17 protein-coding genes and 1 pseudogene are annotated in these 19,801 nt (G+C 67.7%); 9 read left to right on the top strand and 9 right to left on the bottom strand.

Translation table 11 applies throughout. The features are described from left to right. Nucleotides 1-13 precede the first annotated feature (13 nt). The 5 genes from EPL04_RS07420 to EPL04_RS07400 form a co-directional block, all read right to left on the bottom strand. Nucleotides 14-385: a hypothetical protein gene (locus EPL04_RS07420; RefSeq protein WP_134670699.1), complete on the bottom strand. Its 372-nt coding sequence runs from the start codon at nucleotides 383-385 to the stop codon at nucleotides 14-16. Continuing rightward, the gene (locus EPL04_RS07415; RefSeq protein WP_134670698.1) at nucleotides 382-2,049 is read right to left on the bottom strand and encodes an FAD-dependent oxidoreductase; all 1,668 of its coding nucleotides are present in this window, start codon (nucleotides 2,047-2,049) and stop codon (nucleotides 382-384) included. The genes EPL04_RS07420 and EPL04_RS07415 overlap by 4 nt, the downstream gene beginning before the upstream one ends. After that, complete coding sequence (locus EPL04_RS07410) at nucleotides 2,042-3,586, bottom strand: electron transfer flavoprotein subunit alpha/FixB family protein (RefSeq protein WP_134670697.1); 1,545 nt, start codon at nucleotides 3,584-3,586, stop codon at nucleotides 2,042-2,044. The genes EPL04_RS07415 and EPL04_RS07410 overlap by 8 nt, the downstream gene beginning before the upstream one ends. Nucleotides 3,587-3,588: 2 nt before the next feature. Next, nucleotides 3,589-4,482 carry an electron transfer flavoprotein subunit beta/FixA family protein gene (locus tag EPL04_RS07405; protein ID WP_134670696.1) on the bottom strand — a complete coding sequence of 298 codons (894 nt, stop codon included), beginning with the start codon at nucleotides 4,480-4,482 and terminating at the stop codon, nucleotides 3,589-3,591. 206 nt (nucleotides 4,483-4,688) lie between these two features. Continuing rightward, on the bottom strand, nucleotides 4,689-5,684 hold the full coding sequence (locus EPL04_RS07400; protein WP_134670695.1) for a polymer-forming cytoskeletal protein: 996 nt from the start codon (nucleotides 5,682-5,684) through the stop codon (nucleotides 4,689-4,691). 101 nt (nucleotides 5,685-5,785) lie between these two features. On the opposite strand from EPL04_RS07400, the gene EPL04_RS07395 reads away from it, so the two are divergent. The 3 genes from EPL04_RS07395 (at nucleotide 5,786) to EPL04_RS07390 (ending at nucleotide 7,263) form a co-directional block, all read left to right on the top strand. Further along, entirely contained in the window at nucleotides 5,786-5,983 is a 198-nt protein-coding gene (locus EPL04_RS07395) for a DUF5800 family protein (protein ID WP_134670694.1), read from the top strand. Nucleotides 5,984-6,015: 32 nt separating this feature from the next. Further along, nucleotides 6,016-6,150: a hypothetical protein gene (locus tag EPL04_RS19325; protein WP_280177945.1), complete on the top strand. Its 135-nt coding sequence runs from the start codon at nucleotides 6,016-6,018 to the stop codon at nucleotides 6,148-6,150. A 123-nt stretch (nucleotides 6,151-6,273) separates the two neighbouring features. After that, the gene (locus EPL04_RS07390; protein ID WP_134670693.1) at nucleotides 6,274-7,263 is read left to right on the top strand and encodes a bile acid:sodium symporter family protein; all 990 of its coding nucleotides are present in this window, start codon (nucleotides 6,274-6,276) and stop codon (nucleotides 7,261-7,263) included. A 106-nt stretch (nucleotides 7,264-7,369) separates the two neighbouring features. Here EPL04_RS07390 and pan1 read toward each other — a convergent pair whose 3' ends face one another. Then, a complete protein-coding gene (gene pan1, locus EPL04_RS07385) occupies nucleotides 7,370-8,584 on the bottom strand; it encodes a proteasome-activating nucleotidase Pan1 (RefSeq protein ID WP_134670692.1) in 1,215 nt (404 codons plus the stop codon). Between the two features lie 158 nt (nucleotides 8,585-8,742). On the opposite strand from pan1, the gene EPL04_RS07380 reads away from it, so the two are divergent. From EPL04_RS07380 to rad50, 3 genes are all read left to right on the top strand, one after another. Further along, a complete protein-coding gene (locus tag EPL04_RS07380) occupies nucleotides 8,743-9,018 on the top strand; it encodes a MarR family transcriptional regulator (protein ID WP_134670691.1) in 276 nt (91 codons plus the stop codon). 118 nt (nucleotides 9,019-9,136) lie between these two features. Further along, nucleotides 9,137-10,474: a DNA double-strand break repair protein Mre11 gene (gene mre11, locus EPL04_RS07375; protein ID WP_134670690.1), complete on the top strand. Its 1,338-nt coding sequence runs from the start codon at nucleotides 9,137-9,139 to the stop codon at nucleotides 10,472-10,474. Continuing rightward, nucleotides 10,471-13,137 (top strand): DNA double-strand break repair ATPase Rad50, encoded by a 2,667-nt coding sequence (gene rad50, locus EPL04_RS07370; RefSeq protein ID WP_134670689.1) that lies wholly within the window; start codon nucleotides 10,471-10,473, stop codon nucleotides 13,135-13,137. Before mre11 ends, rad50 begins: the two co-directional genes overlap by 4 nt. On the opposite strand, the gene EPL04_RS07365 is transcribed toward rad50, so the two are convergent. The 3 genes from EPL04_RS07365 to EPL04_RS07355 are packed head-to-tail and all read right to left on the bottom strand — an operon-like array spanning nucleotide 13,134 to nucleotide 14,204. Next, nucleotides 13,134-13,556: a DUF7346 family protein gene (locus EPL04_RS07365; RefSeq protein ID WP_134670688.1), complete on the bottom strand. Its 423-nt coding sequence runs from the start codon at nucleotides 13,554-13,556 to the stop codon at nucleotides 13,134-13,136. The genes rad50 and EPL04_RS07365 overlap by 4 nt on opposite strands. Nucleotides 13,557-13,581: 25 nt before the next feature. Continuing rightward, complete coding sequence (locus EPL04_RS07360; RefSeq protein ID WP_134670687.1) at nucleotides 13,582-13,971, bottom strand: DUF7322 domain-containing protein; 390 nt, start codon at nucleotides 13,969-13,971, stop codon at nucleotides 13,582-13,584. 44 nt (nucleotides 13,972-14,015) lie between these two features. Continuing rightward, on the bottom strand, nucleotides 14,016-14,204 hold the full coding sequence (locus EPL04_RS07355; protein WP_134670954.1) for a DUF7331 family protein: 189 nt from the start codon (nucleotides 14,202-14,204) through the stop codon (nucleotides 14,016-14,018). A gap of 114 nt (nucleotides 14,205-14,318) precedes the next feature. Here EPL04_RS07355 and EPL04_RS07350 point away from each other — a divergent pair, with 114 nt between their 5' ends. From EPL04_RS07350 to EPL04_RS07340, 3 genes and pseudogenes are all read left to right on the top strand, one after another. Further along, nucleotides 14,319-18,350 (top strand): DNA polymerase domain-containing protein, encoded by a 4,032-nt coding sequence (locus EPL04_RS07350; protein WP_134670686.1) that lies wholly within the window; start codon nucleotides 14,319-14,321, stop codon nucleotides 18,348-18,350. Between the two features lie 153 nt (nucleotides 18,351-18,503). After that, nucleotides 18,504-19,412, top strand: coding sequence for an ABC transporter ATP-binding protein (locus tag EPL04_RS07345; RefSeq protein WP_134670685.1), 909 nt, complete (start codon nucleotides 18,504-18,506; stop codon nucleotides 19,410-19,412). Nucleotides 19,413-19,418: 6 nt separating this feature from the next. Beyond that, nucleotides 19,419-19,801, top strand: a pseudogene (locus EPL04_RS07340) (Fe-S cluster assembly protein SufB); the annotation flags it as partial.

The raw sequence follows: 19,801 nt of genomic DNA, 5'->3' as shown, positions 1-19,801 counted from the left end.
TAACAGTTCGCACTCACTTAACTGTTTCTCGGGGCGGAACCCCGGTCAGCAGTTGGGCGGCGTCGACGAGATCGCGGGTGTCGACGACGAGGTCCGCGATCTCTCTGGCGGTGAACTCGGCGTCGATTCGCCGGCCGTGACACCGGGCGTACAGCTCCAGCCAGTCGTTGAGCGCCCGCTCCAACAGCGCCATCTCCTCGCGGTCGAGACCGACGAGGTCGCCGGTCCGAGCGTCGACATAGCAGGCGACGACGTCGCCGACGCCGTCTCGGAGATAGCCGAGCGCCCGCTCCTCGTCGGGCGGGTCGGCCGGCGGGTCGAACGCCGCTCTGTCGGCCGCCGCCCGGTCTGCGAGCGCGCCGATCCGGTCGCGGAACTGGCTCATCCCTGCCTGAACTCGACGCCCTTCCCGCCGCGGGGGTGCTCCCACTCGGTGTCGGCGACCACCGCGCAGGTGCCACACTCGACGCAGGGCTGGGTGTCGAGGCTCACGACCGTCTCCTCGTGGCCGTTGGTCTTTCGGGTCTCCTCGCGGTAGCACCCGCCCCCGAAGTCCCGGGCGCTGACCGGACACGCCGCGACCGCCGCGCCGCTGGCGGCCGCGGAGGTGTCCCGGAGCTCGATGTGGGGGTCGCCCACGTCGGTGTCGTAGGTCAGGTCGCCGATGCGGTCGAGCAGGCTCTTTGGCTCGTAGTCGGGATCGGCGTCGACGCGCTCGCCGAGCTCTTCGGCGATGACGGTCGGCATCGTGACGTACGGCGTCCGGGTGTCGGGCACGATCTGTGAGAGGATCGGCGACGAGTAGAGGCCCTCCAGTCGATCGCCGAGCAGTCGGACCGCCCGGCGGCCGACACCCGAGGTCAGCACCGCGTCCGCGAGGTCGGTCACCGACTCGCGCTCGCCGAGCGCGCTGGTCAGGCGATACCCCTGCGGGCGGAGCTTCGTCATCACGCCCTCCTCGCGGAGTTTGCGCTCGTAGAGGTCGCCGGCGCTCGCGGGATCGTTGCGCAGTTTCGCCTCGGCGAACGCCTCGCCGGCGAGCGCGCCCGCGGTCACGGCGTGGTTCATCCCCTTGATGATCGGCCCCTGTGCCTGCATCTGGCCGGCGGCGTCGCCGACCGCGAGCAGGCGCCCGCGGTGGGGCGCGGGGTGGGCGACCTTCTTCGAATCGGGAACGAGCTTCGCGCTGTACTCGACCTCGTCGTAGTGGCCGTCGAGCCACTCTGCGAGCAGGGGATGGGTGAGCAGTTCGTCGAGCAGTTCGTGGGGTTCGGCGTCCTCGGCGACGAGGCTGTCTAAGTGAAAGACGGTGCCGATCGACAGCGAGTCGCGATTTGTGTAGACGAACCCGCCGCCCCGGACGCCCTCGAACAGGTCGCCCGAGAACAGGTGGGCCTCGCCCTCGTCGTCGCCGATCCCGAACCGCTCGGCGATGACGTCCTCGGGGACGTCGACCACGGCCTTGACCCCCTGGAACCACTCTTCTGGCTCCTCCCAGTCCATCAGCCCGGCGTCGCGGGCGAGCTCGGAGTTGACGCCGTCGGCCGCGACCACGAGGTCGGCCCTGATGGGGTCGAGTTCCTCGCAGGTCACGCCGGTGATCTCGCCGCCCTCCCGGAGGAGACCCTCGACCCGAACGTCGGTCAGCAGGCCGCCGCCGGTCTCGCGGGTCAGCTCGTGGACCCGGTCGGCGAGCCACGAGTCCATCGTCCGGCGCAAGACCGCCTCGGACCACTCGGTGTCGTGGTCGTGGAGGTCGGTGATGTCGAATGTCTTGACCCGGTCGCCCGCCACGTTGTGGAGGTAGTAGTCGGTGACCGGTCGCTCGGCCGCCGCCTCCCGGAACCCGGGGAACAGGTCCGAGAGCGTGTACGGCGCCGACTCCTCGGCGTAGACGAGCCCGCCGCTCACGTTCTTCGACCCGGCCTCGACGCCGCGTTCGAGGACCAGCGTTTCCACGTCGTTGCGCGCCAGCGTCGCCGCCGCCGCGGCCCCGCCGGGACCCGCCCCGACGACGACCGCCTCGTAGTGTTCGTAGTCGTCAGTCATCGTCTGCCTCCGCCTGAATCGTCAGTTCGCCCGCCTCGATCGACTCGGTGAGGCGGGGGAGCACCTCGAAGAGGTCGCCCTCGATGAAGTAGTCGCTGAAGTCCCGGATCCGGGCGTCGGGGTCGGTGTTGATCGCGACGATGGTGTCCGAGTCGTCCATCCCGACCTTGTGCTGGACCGCCCCGGAGATGCCGGCCGCGACGTACAGCTCGGGTTCGACCGCCTGGCCGGTCTCGCCGATCTGGCGCTCCTCGGCCACGTACTCCTCGACGTGCCCGTCGACGCCGTACGAGGCGGTCACGACGCCCCGCGAGAGGCCGAGGGCGGCGTCGTCGAACGCGTCGACCAGATCGAGGCCGAGTTCGATCCCCTCGGTGGGGTCGTCGCCGATCCCCCGCCCGAGCGCGACCACCACGTCGTGGCCGGTGAGGTCGACGCCGGAGTCGAGGCGATCGAACTCCGTCACCTCGACCCGGAACCACTCCTCGCGGAGCCCGACCGCGTGCTCGATCACCTCGCCCTCGCGGTCGTCGTCGGGGTCGGGCACGTCGAAGCTCCCCGGGATCACCGAACACCCCTGCGGGTGGAACTCCCGGCCGGGGTTGTCGAGACAGAGGATGGTCGAGTACTCGAACCCGGAGAAATCGGGGCGTTTCATGTGGAGCACGCGCTCGAACTCCACCTTCTCGCCGGGCTCGCCGGTCTTGACCGGGTTCGAAATCAGCTCCTCTTCGATGAACAGCCCCGAGCAGTCGCTCGCCAGCCCGGAGTCGAGTTCGGCCTGGACCTGCGCCGAGAGGTCCCGGCCGTTGTTGGTCGCCGGAAACAGGAAGTACCGGGGCTTGTCGTACTCGCGCCAGTCGGCGCCGGGCGCGGTTCCGGGGTCGCCGGTCGCCCAGTTCGGGGGCTCGGCGCCGCCGCGGGCCATGTCGGCGACGATCTCGGCGTAGGGCTTGTGCCGGAAGCGTTCGAGCCGGTCGTCCTCGCGGTAGATCGCCACGTCCGCGCCGTACGCGATCACGTCGTCGGTGAGGTCGGTGACCGACCCGTCGCCGACCAGCACGCCGACGACTCGCTCGTCGGCGTCGTAGTCGGCGTTGTACGCGTCCATCAGCTCGCGGGCCTTCCCGAGCATCTCCTTGGAGACGTCCCGGAGCTCGCCGCCCTGCGTCTCGCAGTACACCCACATGTCGCGGTACTGTCCGCCCTTCAGCGCCCGGACGTGCTTTTTGTCCTTGGTCTGGTTCTCGGTGGCGTAGTCGCGTTCGTCGGGCGCGTCCTCGTCCCGGTCCGGGTCGTCGGTCGCCTCGGGGGCGCCCTCCTCGTCCTCTCTGGAGGCGGTGTCGGCGGGCTCGTCGTCGGCCGCCAGCTCGTCGATCCGCTTTTCGATGGCCTCGCGGGCGGTCTTGCGGTCTTTGCCCTCGCGCTCGGCCGCCAGCGCGGCGTCGAGTTCCGCGGGGCTCTCGACGTCGGTCAGCGCCTCTCGGAGCTCGTCGACCGTGTGGTCGCCGGGGTCGAGCGAGGCGTCGTCGGTCACGGTCAGTCACCTCCCGCGAGCGGTCGCATCGTCTCGAGCACCGCGTGTAGCTCCTCGGGGTCGTCGGGGTCGACCGCCGTCGCCTCGCGCTCGGAGGGCGCCTTCGGGATCGGATCGACGCCCGAGACGATGGTGGGCGAGCCGTCGAGCCCGATGAAGTCGGGGTCGAGGTCGAGCTCCTCGGCGCTCCACGTCGTGAGGTGGTCCTCGTAGTTCTCGACGCGGTCTGCGGTCTCGGCTCTGAGCTCCTTGTGCCGGAGTCGGTGTTCGGCCCGCCGGTAGGACGCCTCGAACTCGGGATCGGTCACAACGAACGCGGGGAGCGAAGTCTCGACCGTCTCGATCTCGTCGGGGTCGCCCTCGACCAGCCGCTTGGCTCGGAGTCGGCCCTCGTCCTCCTCGACGTCGAGGGCGACGACGTGGGTCACGATCGAGCGGTCGAGACACCACGCCGTCTGCGGCCCGGTCTGGCCCGTCTCGCCGTCGGCGGTCTTGAACCCCGCGAACACCAGATCCGGCTCCTCCGACTCCTCCGCGGGGCTCGACGAGCCCTGCTCGTCGGCGGCGCCGATCTTCTCGATGCCGGCCGAGAGCGTGATCGCGGTCGACCACGTATCCGCGGCCGCCATCTCGCGGTCCGACAGCAGGTAGAGGTCGTCGGCGTACACGCTCATCGCTTCTTCGAGGACGCTCTCGTAGCCCGGCGGCCCCATGCTCATCACGCTGACTCGGCCGCCGCGCTTGACCTTCGTCTGGAGCGCGGCCTCCAGCGCGAACTCGTCGTTCGGGTTCATCACCGTGGGGGTCGCGCCGCGTTCGAGGTGGCCGTCCTCGTCGAACGACACCTGTCCCTCCCGGAAGTCGGGGACGCCCTTCGTCAACACTACGGAGTGCATCGACACACCTCCGCCTGAGTGAGTCTCTCTCCCATACCGTCGCAGTATTTGATTTCAAAGTTTATTACATTAACCCCGTCGCGCCGTCGGCGATGCTGTGGGGCTGAGATTCCGATTATCGGTCGGTAGCGCGGCTCGATAGCGACGAACGAACCAGAAGTGCGACCCGTCGGTCGGCCGGCGCCCGTCGTCGCGGGAACGCGGATTCACTCGTCGTCGGCGTCGCGTTCGGTCTCGGCGGCGTCGCCCTCGACCTCGTCAGCGTCGATGTCGTCTTCGACCCCGTCGTCGTCGAGACGCTCGCGCTCGGCGCCGTTGCCCCCGGACTCGCGTCCCACGCCGTCGGCCGCGATCCGGGTGGTCGTCCCGGCCTGCACCATCCGCATCTCGCCGCTCGTGCGCATCGTGCCGTCGACGACCGCGCCCTCGTGGAACCGGAGGTCCTCGCAGGAGACGTCGCCCCGGATCTCACAGCCGTCGGCGAGTTCGACCGTCCCGCTCCGGGTGGTCACGTCGCCGTGGATCACGGTGTCGGCCCCGACCGACACGTCGCCGCGCGCCCGGAGGCTCCCGAACACCTCGTTGCGCTCGCCGACGTCGATCGACTCGGCCCGGAAGTTGCCGTGGAGCCGGCAGTCGTCGCCGACGCTCGCCGGGGTCGACACCCGCCACGAGTCGTCGCTGACGTGGCCGTTCCGGGGGATCACGACCGGCTCGGCGTCGATCTCCTCGTTTTCGAGCAGGTCCGAGACGAGGTCCTCGGCGGCCTCGTCCTCGCCGATCCGCAACAGCTGTTGGAGGTAGACGAACACGAACACGACGGTCGGCATCGGGTTCCGGATCACGATCCAGCCGTTGGCCTCGAACCCCTCCTCGATGTCGACGTCGTCGCCGATGTCGAGGTCGCCGCTGACCATCAGCCGGCCCGCGACGTGGACGCGCTCGCCGAGGTAGGCGTCCCGGCCCACGAGGACGTTGCCGTCGACGTCCGACCACATGTCGAGCCGGCAGTCGGCCTCCGCCTCGATGTGGCCGCCGAACGTTGCTCGCTCGCCCGCGATGACGTTGTGGCCCCGAACGCCGAACTCCACGGTGCTCTGGCCGCCGACGACGACGTCGCCGTCGGTCACCAGGTCGTGTTCCTCGACGGTCGTCCCGTCGGGGATCGCGAGTTCGTCGAGCGGGTTCGAGCGGAGCGACACACCGACAACTGTCGGTTCACCCCTAATAAAGCTCCGTCAGACATTCGGGGTCGCGCCGGCGGTTCTGTGGGTTTTTACCTGCCGGGGGCAAACGCCGGGGTATGACTACGCTCGCATTCGACGAGAAGGGCGTCGACGTCGTGTACGAGGGCACCGAGTTCCGGCTCTCGAAAGACCTCATCGAAGGGGCGACCGGCAAGTCCTACTTCGAAGTGACCGACCACGAGGTGCTCCAGATCGTCGAGGCGGACCCGAGCCTCTCGGGACAGGCCCGTCAGATCCGCGACATCGTCAGGTAGGATTTAAGGCCCGGCGGCGCCTCGCCCCGTACATGACCGCGCTCGCCGACTTCGACCACCCCTCGTGGAAGACCGCGCTCGGGACGCTCGCCGGCTACGGGCTGATCCTGCTCGTGATGACCGCCGTGCTGTTTCTCGTGCCGTACGCGATCTTTCTGAACGTCTGAGCTCGGAACGCCGGCCGATCGGGTCGGGTCGGCGCGAACTGTTCGACCGGTAGACATAAATCTCGTAGCTGACAGCCCCGAACGAATGCTACGACTACACGCGCCGAACCGGAGGGCCGTCGCGTGAGCGCCCTCGACACCGTCCGTCGCGCCAGCGATCTCGCGAACAAGTACTTCGTCGTCTGGGTGCTCGCCGCCTCCGGGGCGGCGCTCGCGGTCCCGTCCGGCTTTACGTGGATCGGACCGTACATCACGCCGCTACTCGGCGTCATCATGCTGGGAATGGGGCTGACGCTCCGACCCGAGGACTTCCGGCGACTCGCCGCCCGCCCGCGCGACGTCGCCATCGGGACGCTCACCCAGTGGCTGGTCATGCCCGCGGCGGCCTACGGGCTGACCGTCGCGCTGTCGCTCCCGACCGAACTCGCCGTCGGCGTGATCCTCGTCGGGGCCGCGCCCGGCGGCACCGCCTCGAACGTGATGACGTTCCTCGGGAAGGGCGACGTGGCGCTCTCGGTGGCCATCACGACCGTCACGACGCTCGCGGCGCCCGTGGTCATGCCCGCGTGGGTGGTCTTCCTCGCGGGCGAACAGTTGAGCGTCACGTTCGCCGAGATGTTCACCAGCATCGTTCAGATCGTCATCGTTCCGGTCGGTGCCGGGTTCGCGCTCCGGTACGTCCTCGACCGCAAGGCTCCGAACGTCGCGGAAGCCGGACTGGACGTGTTCCCGGCGGTGAGCGTCGTCGCCATCGTCGCCATCGTCGCGGCCGTCGTGGGCCTGAGCAAGAGCACCATCCTGACCGCCGGGGCGGCGGCGGTGGTGGCGGTCGTCGCGCACAACGGTATCGGCCTCGGCGCCGGCTACGGCGTGGGTCGGCTCACCGGGATGTCGGAGGACCGCGCCCGGACCTGCGCGTTCGAGGTGGGCCTCCAGAACAGCGGGCTCGCGGTGGCGCTCGCCACCGCCTTCTTCTCGCCCGCCGCGGCGCTTCCGCCGGCGCTGTTCAGCGTCTGGCACAACGTGAGCGGCCCGGCGCTCGCCTCGTACTTCGCGCGCAACGAATCGACCGCCGCGCCCGAATCGGTCGGGGCGCGAGCGAGCGACGACTGACCGAGCCTCGGCCTCGCGGCGCGGTCGCTCGGGTTCGACGGCGTCGAGACTGCGAACCGTCGTGAAAAACCGCAGATACGACGAGGAGCCGCCCGCAGAACCGAGCTTACGCGAACGTCTTCGAGATCTCTTCGTCCTCGTCCTCGGCGTCGATCTTGGACTTGGCGCTCTCGAAGTCTTCCATCGTGATCTCGGTGCGGTCGTCCCGGATGGCGAACATGCCGGCCTCGGTGCAGACCGCCTTGATGTCCGCGCCAGATGCGTCCTCGGCGTCCTTCGCGAGCTTCTCGAAGTCGACGTCGTCGGCGACGTTCATGTCGCGAGTGTGGATCCGGAAGATCTTCTCGCGGCCCTCGAGGTTCGGCTTGGGAACCTCGATGAGCCGATCGAACCGACCGGGCCGGAGGATGGCCCGATCGAGCATGTCGAAGCGGTTGGTGGCGGCGATGATCCGGACCTCGCCGCGGTCCTCGAAGCCGTCCATCTCAGAGAGGAGTTGCATCATCGTCCGCTGGACCTCCGCGTCGCCCGAGGTCTTCGAGTCGGTCCGCTTGGCGGCGATGGCGTCGATCTCGTCGATGAAGAGGACGGCGGGCTCGTGCTGGCGGGCGACCTCGAAGAGGTCCCGGACGAGCTTTGCGCCCTCGCCGATGAACTTGTGGACCAGCTCGGAGCCGGCCATCTTGATGAACGTGGCGTCGGTCTGGTTCGCGACCGCCTTCGCCAGCATCGTCTTGCCCGTGCCCGGCGGGCCGTAGAGCAGGACGCCGCTCGGGGGTTCGATCCCGACTTCGCCGAACATGTCGGGGTTCTTGAGGGGCATCTCGACCGTCTCGCGGACCTCCTGCATCTGCTCTTCGAGCCCGCCGATGTCCTCGTAGGTGACCTCGGGGCTCTCTTCGACCTGCATGACGCGGGCCCGCACGTCGGTCTCGTTGTCGAGGGTCTTGACGATAGAGAGGGAGTTGTTGACCGCGACCCGGCTGTCGGGTTCGAGCTCCGCGCGCATCTCGTCGGTGACCTCGGTGACCGCCTCCTGATTGTTGCCGTGCTGTTTGATGATGACGCCCTCGTCGGTCATCTCTTGGACGGTGGCGACGAACAGCGGCGACTGCTTGAGCTTCTTGTTCTCGTGGGTCAGCCGTTCGAGCTTCTGCTGGTACTTGTTGTTCTCCGCGTTCGCGTCGAGGAGCTTGTCCCGCATCTCCTCGTTCTGCGACTCGAGGACCTCGAGGCGTTCCTGTAACGCCTCGATCTTGTCCTTCTGTGACGCGCTCTCCTCGTCGTAGGGGAGATCGACGTCTTCGACGGTGTCGGTCATCACGCCGGTCTAGGTGCCTGTCTCATAAGAGGCTTCGGGTGGGTGTGACGCACGTCGGACCCGCCGCAGGCGGCGCGGTCGGCCGACCGGTAGAATACCCTATAGTAATACGAATGAAGGAGAAATATTATTATGCTGTATGCAAAAGGTGGTGGTACATGAGTACCTCAGAGACCGCGGGAACCGAGAAGAGTCAGCTCACCGGGGAGGACGCCTCCGAGTCGATACGCGACCTGCCGCCCAGCGCCAAGCTGGTCGCCAAGGTACTGGAGTACAACGACACCCTGACCCAGAGCCAGATCGCCGAGGAGTCGCTCCTTCCCGACCGAACCGTCCGGTACGCGCTGAACCGACTCGACGAGCAGGGACTCGTCGACTCGCGGTTCTCGTTCTCGGACGCTCGCAAGCGCCTCTACACGCTCGATCTGGAGTAGCGGGGTCTCGGGGCCGCCCTCGTCTTCTCTCGCTGGGCAGGCGGGCCCGAACCGGGGCTGGGGCCGCGCCCGCCCCGTCGCACAACGCCTTTAGCCCCCCGACGCAAACCCCGAACCGATGACACGGGTGATACACACGGGGGACACCCACCTCGGCTACCGCCAGTACCACTCGCCCGAGCGACGCCAGGACTTCCTCGACGCGTTCGAGCAGGTGGTCGACGACGCGGTCGCCGAGGACGTGGACGCGGTGGTCCACGCCGGCGACCTGTTCCACGACCGTCGGCCCGACCTCTCGGCGCTCCACGGCACCATCTCGATTCTCCGGAAGCTCCGGGCGGCCGACATCCCGTTTCTCGCCATCGTCGGCAACCACGAGGGCACCCGCGGGCGCCAGTGGCTCGACCTCTTCGAGATGCTCGGGCTGGCGACCCGGCTCGGCGACGAGCCCGAGGTCGTCGGCGAGACCGCCTTCTACGGCCTCGATCACGTCCCGAAGGCCAAGCGCGAGGACCTCGACTACGCGTTCGCCGACCACGACCAGCCCCACGCCGCGCTGGTGAGCCACGGCCTGTTCGAGCCGTTCGACGTCGGCGACTGGGACGCCCGGGAGGTGTTGGCCGAGTCGAACGTCGCGTTCGACGCGATGTTGCTGGGCGACAACCACGACCCCGGTGTCAAGGAGGTGGCCGAGACGTGGGTCACCTACTGCGGGTCGACCGAGCGCTGTAGCACCGCCGAGCGCGAGGACCGGGGGTACAACATCGTCGAGTTCGACGGCGAGGTGACGATCGCCCGCCGGGGGCTCGACGTCACCCGGGACTTCGCGTACGTCTCGGTCGACCTCGGCGAGAGCGAGGGGATCGAGCGGGTCCGCGAGGCGATCCGCGAGCGCGACCTCGACGGCGCGGTCGCCGTCGTCGAGATCGACGGCGAGGGCGAGGACGTGACTCCTGCCCGGGTCGAGGAGTTCGCGCTCGAGGCGGGCGCGCTGGTCGTCCGCGTCAAAGACCGGCGCGAGACCGGCGAGGACGGCGAGTCCCTCGACGTCTCGTTCGCGGACCCCGACGACGCGGTCCGCGAGCGCGTGCGCGATCTGGGTCTGAGCGAGGCGGCTCGCGGGATCGACGAGACCGTGCGAGCGAGCACGGTCGCGGACGCGAACGTCCGCGAGTCGGTACAGAACCGGGTGACGGCGCTGATCGAGGACGGCGAACGCTCGGCGTTCGAGGCCGCACCCGAGGAGCCGCCCGACGACGAGGACGCGGCCGACGGCGACGCCGAACCGTCCGAGTCCGAGCGCGTCGGTCCCGCCCCGGACGGCGGGTCGTCCGCGGCCGCCGACGGCGGCCCCGCAGACGCCCCGGACGGAGATGGGGCCGACCGAGACGCGACCCGAGATAGCGAGCCGACCGACGCCGGCGACGACCAGCGCTCGATGGAGGAGTACCTGTGAAGTTCGACCGCGTCCGCCTCCGGAACTTCAAGTGCTACGCCGACGCCGACCTCCGGCTCGACGCCGGCGTGACGGTCGTCCACGGGCTCAACGGCAGTGGAAAGTCCTCGCTACTCGAAGCCTGCTTTTTCGCGCTGTACGGCGCGAAGGCGCTCGACCGGACGCTCGAGGACGTGGTGACGCTCGGCGAGGACGAGGCCGAGATCGAACTGTGGTTCTCCCACGAGGGCGGCGGCTACCACGTCCGCCGCCGGATCCGCGCGACCGGCGAGCGCGCCAAGACCGCCGAGTGCGTGCTCGAAACGCCCGACGACACGATCGAGGGCGCGACCGACGTTCGGGAGACCATCGCGGAGCTGTTCCGGATGGACTCCGAGGCGTTCGTCAACTGCGCGTACGTCCGGCAGGGCGAGGTCAACAAGCTCATCAACGCGACCCCCGCCCAGCGCCAGGACATGATCGACGACCTCCTCCAGCTCGGGAAACTCGAGGAGTACCGCGAGCGCGCCAGCGACGCCCGGCTCGGGGTAAAGAGCGTGCTCGACGGCAAGCGCGAGCGCCTCTCGGGTATCGACGACCAGATCGCCGAGAAAGAAGACAAGAACCTCCACGGCCGGCTCAACGAACTCGAGTCCGACCTGAACTCGGTCGAAGCCGACATCGAGGAGTACGAGGACAACCGCGAGACCGCTCGCGAGACCCGCGATCGGGCGACCGAGGTGCTCGACTCCTACGAGGAGAAACGCGAGGAGCTCGAATCGCTGGAGGCCGACGTCGAGGAGCTGGAGGACGAGATTTCAGCGACCGAGAAAGAGCGGACCGACCACGCCGACCGCGTGCGCGAGCTCCGGGAGACCGTCGAGGACCTCGAAGCCGAGATCGAGTCGCTGTCGGCCGAAACCGAGGTCGAGGCGACCGACGAGACGGCGATCGAGGCCCGCCTCGAAGCCCTCGACGCGCGCGACGAGGAGCTCACCTCGGAGCTCGGCGACGCGGAGACCCAGGCCCAGATGTTCGCCAATCAGGCCGACAACCTCGCCGACCGGGCCGCGGAGTTCGAGTCGCGGGCCGAGAGCAAGCGCGCGGACGCCGACGAACTCGAAGCGGAGGCCGACGAGGCCGAGCGAGACCTCGCGGAGTCCCGCGAGAAGCTCGACGGGCTCGGCGACGACATCGACGCCGAGAAGGCGACGTTCGACGACGCGCCGGTCGAGTTCGGCGCCGCCGCCGACCGACTCGAACGTCTAAGAGACGAACGCGAGGAACTCCGCGAGCGCGAGCAGGAGCTGACCGCGGCGCTCGCGAGCGCCCGCGACAGCGTCGCCGAGGCCGAGGAGCTCCTCGAAGCGGGCAAGTGTCCCGAATGTGGCCAGCCGGTCGACGGCTCCCCGCACGTCGACTCGTTGGACGAGGAGCGCGAGCGCGTCGAATCGCTCGAAGCCGAGCTCGAATCGGTCCGCGAGGACCGCGAGGAGATCGAGGCCGACGTCGAGGCGGCCGAGCGGCTCAGAGAGGCCGAACAGACCGTCGACTCGTTGCGGACCAACCGCGAGAACGTCGAACAGCTCGTCGAGACGAAGGCCGAGGCCGTCGAGGCAAAGCGCGCGGACGCCGACCAGCTCCGCGAGGAAGCTGAGGAACTGGCGGCCGAAGCCGACGAGAAGCGCACGGACGCCGACCAGCTCCGCGAGAAGGCCGAGGCCCACCGCGAGACGGTCGAAGATCTCGAAGCCGAGCGCGAGGAGCTCGCCGACAAGCGCGAGCGCCTCGAGGAGATTCGATCGCTCGGCGAGCGGGTCGCCGACGCCGAGGCCGACATCGAGCGCCACCGCGAGAAGCGCGCCAGCCTCGAAGCGGTGAACGACCAGCGCCGCGAGCGCCTCGCCGACAAGCGCGAGCGACGGGCGGGGCTCCGCGAGGAGTACGACGAGCAGAAGGTCGCCTCGGCCCGCGAGGACAAGGAGCGCGCCGAGACGTACTTAGAGCAGGTCGAGGCGAAGCTCGACGAGCTTCGGGATCGGCGAAACGACCTCCAGAGCCGGATCGGCGGCGTGAAAAGCGAGATCGGCGAGCTCGAAAGCCTCCGCGAGCGCCGCGAGGAGGTGGCCGAGCGGGTCGCGTCGCTGGAGTCGCTCCGCGAGGAGACCGTCGACCTCCAGGAGATGTACGGCGACCTGCGGGCCGAGTTGCGCCAGCGCAACGTCGACCACCTCGAAGAGATGCTCAACGAGGTGTTCGAGCTGATCTACCAGAACGACTCGTACGCCCGCATCGAGCTCGACGGGGAGTACGAGCTCACCGTCTACCAGAAGGACGGCGAGCCACTCGACCCCGAGCAGTTGTCGGGCGGCGAGCGCGCGCTGTTCAACCTCAGCCTCCGGTGTGCGATCTACCGCCTGCTCGCGGAGGGGATCGAGGGCGGCGCGCCGATGCCGCCGCTCATCCTCGACGAGCCGACCGTCTTCCTCGACTCGGGCCACGTCTCCCAGCTCGTCGAGCTGGTCGAGTCGATGCGGGATCTGGGCGTCGAGCAGATCGTGGTCGTGAGCCACGACGACGAACTGGTCGCGGCCGCCGACGACCTGGTGCGGGTCGAGAAAGACTCCGTGTCGAACCGCTCGACCGTCGAGCGTCGCGAGGCGGCCTTGGAAGCCGCCGATTAGTTTCGGAGTGCGGCCAGCCCCTCGTCGCCGCGGTCGGTCGTGGCGTACCCCCGCTCGCCGCCGACCCGTCGCTCCTCGACCAGTCCGGCCGCCCGAAACTCCGTCAGGATACCGAGCAGATCGCTCTCACAGAGGTCCGCGGCGTCGAGCAGGTGCCGGACCGGGAGCGGCCCGCGCTCGCCGAGTTCCACCAGCAGGCCGAGCGCCCGCTCGTCGGGGACCGCGGTCAGAATCCGGCGGGCCGGGGCCGGGATCGCCCGCGAGGCGGTCGCCAGCGGCGACTCGCCGTCGACGGGTTCGAGTTCGTCGGCTGGTCGGTGGCTCTCGGCGCCCGTCTCCGGATCCCGTAGCTTGCAGGCGTCGCCGGACTCTTTGACGAGCAGGTAGGTGTCGCCCGACTCGTCCCGGACCGTTCGCATGGCCGGTGGTAGGGGGCTGTCGGGGTTAGTCTTTCCGGACCGAGCGGTAGCGGTACCACCCGCGGACGAACGCGAAGACGCCGACCGCGAGCAGGCCGCCCCCGACGGTCCACCGGCGCTCGAACCCGATCAACAGCAGGCCGAGACTCGCCGCGAGGAGCGCGAGGTTGAAAAGTAGCGCCAGCGACCAGAACCGGGTCGCGAGCTCCGAGTCGACCGACGGCTCCGACTCCGTCGACGCCTCCGCCCCGCCGAAGCCGAGCTCCTCGGCGAGGCCGGGCTCGTCGTCGGTGAGGTCGGGCGCTTGCGGGATCTCGGGTGCGACGTCCGCGGCCGGGTCGTCCGGGCGCAGGTCGGCGTCCGGGGTCGGCTCGCCGTCGGCGTCCGGCTGGGTCGTCGAGTCGTCGCTCGGCACGGCTAGGGGTTCGGCAAGCGGCGGGGAAAAGCGTTCGGAGTCGGCTACGCCTGCTCGGTCAGGGTGAGCGGCTCGCCCGCTTTCAACCACGCCAGCGGATTTCGGGAGTCGTAGAATACGACGCCCTCGTCCGTCTCGTACGCCTCGATCGTCGCCTCCGCCTGCGCGTCGGCTTCGGGAAGCGCGGCTTCCGCACGGTCCAGCTCGTCGCCGGGGTTGGCGTGGTCGGACATTGGCGTCACCACAAGCGTGGTATGTGGTAACATGGTATATGTCTTTCCCTCAGACATCTCCGGAGGGGCTCGGAAAGAGAGGGTTTTTACCCGAAAGCGCCAAACCCGGGATACATGAGCAATCCGGGGTCTGACGCGAAATTAAGCGACTTCTCCGCGGGCGCCGAGCCCGACCGCGACGCCGAGGCCGAGGCCCGGGCGGTCGCCGGCGGCGACCGGCAGGACGCCGACGCCGTCGTCGACGCCGACGACTGGCTACCCGAGGCGACCGGCCGCGTCGAACTCTCGGTGACGCAGGTCGACTACACTATCGAGGGGTCGGGCGACGACGAGACGGTCGTCGTCCACGTCTTCGGCCGGACCGAAGACGACGACCTCGAACACCTCCACGTCCACGGGTTCGAGCCGTACTTCTACGCGCCGACCGACTCGCTCGACGCTCCGCCCGAAGAGGAGTTCGACCGGCTACTCGACAGCCAAGAGACCGACGAGAACGGCGAGCCCTACGAGAGCATCCGGGGCGAACGGCTCACCAAGATCGTCGGCCAGACGCCCCGCGACGTGGGGAACGTCCGGGACCACTTCGACCACTACGAGGCCGACATCCTGTTCCCGAACCGGTTTCTCATCGACAAGGGAGTGAAAAGCGGCATCCGGGTCCCGGAGCGTCGCGACGAGGACGGCGATCTGCACTTCCACGACGACGTCGACGCGGTCGACCCCGTCGAGGTACAGGCAAGCCCCCGGGTCAGCTACTTCGACATCGAGGTCGACGACCGGTCTGGGTTCCCCGAGGACGGCGAGGAGCCGATCGTCTGTCTCACCAGCTTCGACTCCTACCGCGACGAGTACGTGGCGTGGCTCTACGACGCCCCGGAAGGCGACGCCGAAGCCCCCGAGACGCTCGACGGTTACGACCCGATCGAGGCCGTCGACGTCGAGGTGCGGACGTTCGGCGACGAGCGCGCGATGCTCGCGGCGTTCCTCGACTACATCGAGGAGACCGACCCGGACGTCCTGACCGGCTGGAACTTCGAGGACTTCGACGCTCCGTACCTCGTCGACCGACTCGACGTTCTCGCCGGCCCCCACGAGTACGACCTCGACTCGGATCGGCTCTCGCGGGTGAACGAGGTGTGGGACTCCGACTGGGGCGGCCCCACCGTGAAGGGCCGGATCGTCTTCGACCTGCTGTACGCGTACAAGCGGACCCAGCGCTCGGAACTCGACTCCTACCGGCTCGACGCCGTCGGCGAGGTCGAACTCGGCGTCGGCAAGGAGCGGTACCCCGGCGACATCGGCGACCTCTGGGAGGACGACCCCGAACGCCTGCTGGAGTACAACCTCCGGGACGTCGAGCTGTGCGTCGAACTCGACCGCAAGCAGGACATCGTCTCGTTCTGGGAGGAGGTCGCGTCGTTCGTGGGCTGTAAGCTCGAAGACGCCACCACGCCCGGCGACGCGGTCGACGTGTACGTCCTCCAGAAGGCCCACGGGGAGTTCGCGCTCCCCTCGAAGGGCAAACAGGAGAGCGAGGACTTCGAGGGCGGGGCGGTGTTCGAGCCGATCACCGGGGTCAAAGAGAACGTGACGGTGCTCGACCTCAAGAGCCTCTACCCGATGTCGATGACCACGATCAACGCCTCCCCGGAGACCAAAGTCGACCCCGAGGAGTACGACGGCGAGACCTACCGGGCGCCGACGGGGACCCACTTCCGGAAGGACCCCGACGGCATCATCCGGGAGATCATCGACGAGACGCTCGACGAGCGCGAGGAAAAGAAGGCCCTGCGCGACGAGCACGACCCCGACACGCCGGAGTACGAGCGGTACAACCGCCAGCAGGCGGCGGTGAAGGTGATCATGAACTCGCTCTACGGCGTTTCGGGGTGGGATCGGTTCCGCCTCTACGACAAGGAGGCGGCCGCCGCCATCACGGCGACCGGTCGCGACGTGATCGAGTACACGCAGGAGACCGCGACCGAGATGGGGTACGAGGTGGCGTATGGGGACAGCGTCACAGGCGAGCGCCCCGTAGTCGTTCGGGACCCCGGTGGAAACCTACGTATCCTGCCTATCGAAGACCTGTTCGAACGCGCCACTCCGACAGCGGCCGACGAGATTCTCATCACCGCCGACGGCGGTCCGGTTGCCAGCGTCGCGTCTCCGAAGGATGTCGGAACGCTCGACGGATGGGACGCGTTGTCCGTCAACGAGGTCGGGGAGACCGAGTGGAAACCGATCCAGCAGGCTATCCGCCATGAGACGGACAAACCCGTCGTCAAGCTACAGCACAAGTTCGGCGAATCGGTCACGACGCGCGATCACTCGTACGTCATGGAAGACGACGGCGAACTCGTCGAAGCGACGCCCGAAGCCGTTGAGGAGCCGCTGCGCGTACCGGACGTACCGAACGTCGAAGCCTGCGAAGAGATCGACGTGTACGAGGTTCTCAAAGGGTACGAACGGGAGTACGAAGACGGTCGAGGAACGGGCGGAACGACGACGAAGACGAAGCGAGTTCACGCGGACGACGAGCGGGTGTGGTTCGGGCACGGCCATCACAGCGGCCTCGACAAGACGATTACCGTCCAGCGCTACATCGACCTCGATAGCGAGGACGGCGAGGCGCTACTCCGACTGCTCGGCGCGTACGTTCCCGAGGGGAGCGCATCGACGGCCGAGACCACGTCCGACAAGTTCGGCGCGAGCATCGCGGAGTCGGACCCGGAGTGGCTCGAACAGCTACGGAACGACTACCAGCGGTTGTTCGACGGGGCGACTGCGAGTGTCGTGGCGAGCGACACCCGGGACGAGCGGACGGTCGAGTACGTGACGGACGACGCCAATGATTCGGTCACGTACGACGATAGTACCCGGAAGCTACAGATGATGAACGAACTTTCGGCGGTATTCTTCCGCGAATTCGCGGGACAGACGTCTCGCGGAAAGCGTGTCCCGTCGTTCGTGTTCCACCTCTCCGAGTCGAAACAGGACGTGTTCCTCGAAACGGTCGTCGAAGGCGACGGCTCCCGGGAGTTCCCCCGTTACTCCGAGGACTACTGTGACCGGAATTTCGACTTCGAGACGGTGAGTCGTGAACTGGCTGCCGGTCTCTCGATGTTGCTCACCCAGCGCGGCGAGAAGCACTCTCTCAAGTATCGCGACGCGAAGGGCTCGTACACTATTCGAACCTGCGACTACTACCGATCTGGACGCGATCCCGTTTTGACCGAAGCGGAGCACGACGGGTACGTCTATGACCTCAGCGTCGCGGACAACGAGAATTTTGTCGACGCGCTCGGCGGTATCGTCCTCCACAACACCGACAGCGTCATGTTAGAGCTTGGCGACGTCGACAGGGAGGAGGCCCTCGACCAGTCGTTCGAGATCGAGGACCACATCAACGAGGCCTACGACGACTTCGCGCTCGGGGAACTCAACGCCGAGGAACACCGCTTCCAGATCGAGTTCGAGAAGCTCTACCGACGGTTCTTCCAGGCGGGCAAGAAGAAACGCTACGCCGGCCACATCGTCTGGAAGGAGGGCAAGGACGTCGACGACATCGACATCACCGGCTTCGAGTACAAGCGCTCGGACATCGCGCCCATCACCAAGGAGGTCCAGAAAGACGTCATCGACATGATCGTCCACGGCGAGGACGTCGAAGACGTCAAAGAGTACGTCCACGACGTGATCGCCGACTATCAGGCCGGGAACGTCGACCTCGACGACGTCGGCATCCCCGGCGGCATCGGCAAGCGCCTCGACAACTACGACACCGACACCGCCCAAGTCCGGGGGGCGAAGTACGCAAACCGACTGCTCGGGACCAACTTCCAGCGCGGGAGCAAGCCAAAGCGCCTCTACCTCGAGAAGGTCCACCCCTCGTTCTTCGAGCGACTGGAGGCCGAGGAGGGGTTCGACGCCCGGACGGACCCGCTGTACGGCGAGTTCAAGCGCGATCCCGACGTGATCTGTTTCGAGTACGCCGACCAGATCCCCGAGGAGTTCGAGATCGACTGGGACAAGATGCTCGACAAGACCCTGAAGGGGCCGATCGAGCGCATCCTCGAAGCCCTCGACATCTCGTGGAACGAGGTCAAGACCGGCCAGGAACAGACCGGGCTGGGGAGTTTCGTCTGAGCCCGGTCACGCTCGCCGACCGCGGATCGGCTCCCCGCGGGCGTTTCCGTTTTCGAGAAATTTATTTTCACTCGAAGGAAACCATTTACGTGGGAATGCGAAAGTATTATGCGTCGCCTGACCCATTCTCCGAACGTCTTAGGTGAACCTAACATGGCAACGCTACAACTCAAAAATCTACACGCTGAGGTCGTCGAGGCCGACGAGAAGATTCTCAACGGCGTCGACCTCGAAGTCGAATCGGGCGAGATCCACGCTCTCATGGGACCGAACGGCAGCGGGAAGTCCACGACCGCGAAAGTCATCGCCGGCCACCCCGCCTACGAGGTAACCGAGGGCGAGGTGCTCATCCACCTCGACGACGCCGACGTCGACGGAGAGATCCCCGACGACAAGCGGACGTGGAACCTCCTCGAGATGGAGCCCAACGAGCGAGCCGCGCTCGGCGTCTTCCTCGGCTTCCAGTACCCCGCCGAGATCGAGGGCGTCACGATGGTCAACTTCCTCCGGCAGGCGCTGAACGCCAAGCTCGAAGAGCGCGAGGAGCTCTTCGAGGACGAGGAGGGTGCCGACGAGGACGAGGACGAAGACGAGGCGGGCTACGACACCAGCCCGATGGAAGGCCCCGCCGACGAGGGCGAGGTCGGCGTCGCGGAGTTCCAGCAGCTCCTTTCGGAGAAGATGGAACTGCTCGACATGGACGAGAAATTCGCCCAGCGGTACCTCAACGCGGGGTTCTCCGGCGGCGAAAAGAAGCAAAACGAAGTGCTTCAGGCCGCGATCCTCGAGCCGTCTGTCGCCGTGCTCGATGAGATCGACTCCGGGCTCGACATCGACCGCCTTCAGGACGTCTCGAAGGGCATCAACGCCCTGCGCGACGAGCAGGGCACCGGCATCCTCCAGATCACCCACTACCAGCGCATCCTCGACTACGTCGAGCCCGACCACGTTCACGTCATGCTCGACGGCGAGATCGCGAAAAGCGGCGGCGCGGAGCTCGCCGAGAAACTCGAAGACGAGGGGTACGACTGGGTTCGCGAAGAAGCCTACGAGACCGCCTAAATCATCATGAGCTCAGACCAAGACCACCTACAAGAGACCAACACCGAGGAGCGCTTCGAGTTCAAAAAAGAGGAGAGCTCCGCGCTCAAGTCCGGCAAGGGCCTTACCGAAGAGGTCGTGCGGCTGATCAGCGAGGACAAAGACGAGCCCGACTGGATGCTCGACCGGCGCCTGCGTGCGCTCGAGCACTACCAGAACATGCCGTTGCCCACCGACTGGCCCGGCCAGCCCGACCTCACCCAACTCGACATCGAAGAGATCGTCCCCTACATCCGCCCCGACGTCGACAAGCGCGAGGGCGCCGACAGCTGGGACGACCTCCCCGAGGACATCCAGGACACCTTCGAAAAACTCGGCATTCCCGAGGCCGAGCGCAAGGCCCTCTCCGG

Source organism: Halorussus marinus (genome assembly GCF_004521895.1).
In the GTDB taxonomy this organism is placed as follows: Archaea; Halobacteriota; Halobacteria; order Halobacteriales; family Haladaptataceae; genus Halorussus; species Halorussus marinus.
Note: the sequence above shows the minus strand (reverse complement) of the source record. Positions and strands in the feature narration are given on the sequence as shown.